The sequence below is a fragment of the Bradyrhizobium sp. UFLA01-814 genome (assembly GCF_046718885.1).
GTDB classification, from domain to species: Bacteria; Pseudomonadota; Alphaproteobacteria; order Rhizobiales; family Xanthobacteraceae; genus Bradyrhizobium; species Bradyrhizobium elkanii.
In genome coordinates this window covers 1-2,682 of record NZ_JAQOSR010000342.1, presented here as the reverse complement: position 1 = coordinate 2,682, position 2,682 = coordinate 1, and the positions used below count along the sequence as shown (strand labels likewise).

Here is a 2,682-nt window from a genome sequence, read left to right as displayed (position 1 = left end):
GGCATAGGCGCCGGTGACGAGGAAGCCGACATGGCCGAGCGAGATCAGACCGGTGTAGCCGGTCAGGATGTTGAGCCCGAGCGCGCCGGTGACCGTGATCAGGATGATCATCAGGAACGACAGGGCGTAGGAATTCAGAACATAAGGCGCTGCGATCAGCGCCAGCAGCAACACCGCCGACCATAGCCACACCGGCGGGGAATCGATCAGCGCAACCAGTTCGCCATAGCTCTGCTTGTAATCGCCGGTGCGCATCACACCCTCTCGATGTCGCGTTCGCCGAAGATGCCGAACGGGCGGATCATCAGCACGATGATGATCATGGCAAAGCCCGCGACCTCCTTCATGCCGGAGCCGATATAGCCGCCGGCCAGGTTTTCGGTGATGCCGATCAGGAGGCCGCCGAGGCCGGAGCCGAGCACGGCGTCGAGGCCGCCCAGGATGGTGGCCGGAAACGCCTTCAGCCCGAGCTGAAACATCGCCGGCGATAGATCATAAGACAGCGCGAAGAACACGCCGCCGATGCCGGCGATCACGGAGGAGGCGGCCCAGGCGAGCGCATGAACTCTTGTTGCGCTGATGCCCATCAGCAGCGCGGTGCGGTCGTCGGCTGCGACCGCGCGCATCGCTACCCCGACCTTGCTGTAGCGGAAGAACGCCCAGATCGCGGCGAGCAGCAGAAGCAGCGTCGCGATCACGGCAATCTGCCCGGTGCGCACGCCGATGCCGCCGAGATGCACGATGCCGCGGCCCATGCCGATATCGAGGCCATGCGGATAGGCATCCCAGATGAAGTTGATGGCGGAGCGCAGGATCACGGCGAGCCCGATCGTCACCATCACGGTCGCGAATACCGGCTCGCCCAGCATCGGCCGCATCACGAGCCGCTCGATGATCAGCCCGAGCAGGATGGCGGCGAGAATCGAGCCCACCGCGACGACGAACACATTGCCGCTGACCGTGGTCGAGATCGTCCAGGCGATGTAAGCCGTGATCATGGTCATTTCGCCCTGCGCGAAATTGACCAGCCCGGTCGACTTGTAGATCACCGCGAAACCCATCGCGATCAGGCCGTAGATCGCGCCGATCGCGAGCCCCGAGATCAGCAGCTGGATGAGATACTGCATTCAGCCCTCCGCCCGGTAGATGATGGCGAGCTCGCGGGCGAACTTCTTCTCGATCATGGCGCGGCGTACCTTCTGGGTGGCGGTCAATTCGCCGTCGTCATGGTCGAGCTCCTTTTCCAGGATGGCGAATCGCCTGATGTTCTCGACCCGGGCGAACCGCTTGTTGGTCTCGTTGACGACGCGCTCGACCAGCTCATTCACTTCGGGAAGCTGCGACAGCGATTTGTAGTTGGTGTAGGCGAGCGCCCGGTCGCGCGCCCAGCGGCCGACATTGTCGTAGTCGACCTGGATGATGGCGCCGAGATACTTCTTGGCCTCGCCGACCACGATCGCTTCCTTGATGAACTCGGAATCCTTCAGCGCGTTCTCGATCTCGGATGGCGCGATGTTTTTGCCGCCGGCGGTGATGATGATCGCTTTCTTGCGGTCGACCACGGCGATCTCGCCATTGTCGAGGACATCGATGATGTCGCCGGTGCGCAGCCAGCCGCCGGGCTCCAGCGAGGCGGTCGAGGCTTTCTCGTCGAGGAAGTAGCCCTTGAAGACGCCCGGATTGCGCAGCAGGATCTCGCCGTCGGTATCACACTTCCATTCGGTCTGCGGCAGCGGCACGCCGCAGCCGCCGATCCGGTGATGGTTTTCGGTCTGGATGAAGGCGACGCCGCCGCTTTCGGTGAGGCCGTAGCCCTGTGATACCGGGCGGCCGATGATGTCGAAGAAGCGCAGCGTCTCCGGCGAGATCGAGGCGCCGGCACAGAGCCGGTGCTGGCTGTAGGCGAAGCCGAGATGGCGCTGCAAATTGCGGAACATCAGGAGATAGAGCACCCCATAAGCCACGCGATCGAGCCAATTATCGTTGCCGGCCTGCCGGCGGTCGGACAGCGTGCGGCCCCAGGCGAGACAGGCCCTGGTGAAGCTCTGGCGCAGGCGGCCGCTCTCGCCGAGGCGGAACAGAAAGCCCTGCTGCAGCTTCTCGTAGATGCGGGGAACGCCGACGAAGAAGGTCGGTGCGATCTCGCGGATGTTGATCGCGACCGTGTCGATCGATTCGGCAAAGGACACGGTGCCGCCGAGCACGAGATGGGTCACCGTGCCGTAGCAGCGCTCCGCGACGTGGCACAGCGGCAGATAGCTCACCGCTTCGAACGGCTTGTCGGCGATCCCGACGGTCCTGGCGTAGGCATAGGCGGCGTAGACGAGATTGCGATGGGTCAGCATCGCGCCCTTGGGCGGACCTGTCGTGCCCGAGGTGTAGACGAGGATGCAGACGTCGTCGGGCGCGCCCTGGCTGATCAGGCGGTCGAGCGTGGCGTCGGCCTCCGGGTTCTGCTGCGCGTAGGCCCTGCCGCGCTCGCACAATGCGGCGAACGACATCAGTTCCGATTGCCGGTAATGCCGCAGGCCCTTCATGTCGATGCAGACGATGGCCTCCAGATCCGGCAGGCCGCCATTGCCCGCCATCGCATCCAGCACCTTGTCGGTCTGCTCCTGGTCGCCGGTGACGACGATGCGGGCACCCGAATGCTTGACGATATATTGCAGCTCGACCCAGGGA

The 2,682-nt window shown here is 64.1% G+C and carries 2 protein-coding genes and 1 pseudogene; all 3 read right to left on the bottom strand.

From position 1 onward, the window contains the following. Nucleotides 1-255: pseudogene (locus tag PMN64_RS42650) on the bottom strand (branched-chain amino acid ABC transporter permease); the annotation flags it as partial. Further along, nucleotides 255-1,127, bottom strand: coding sequence for a branched-chain amino acid ABC transporter permease (locus PMN64_RS42645; RefSeq protein WP_028339595.1), 873 nt, complete (start codon nucleotides 1,125-1,127; stop codon nucleotides 255-257). The gene PMN64_RS42645 and the pseudogene PMN64_RS42650, both read right to left, overlap by 1 nt. Beyond that, nucleotides 1,128-2,682: AMP-dependent synthetase/ligase (locus tag PMN64_RS42640; RefSeq protein ID WP_411785088.1), on the bottom strand; the 1,555-nt coding region annotated here is incomplete at its 5' end.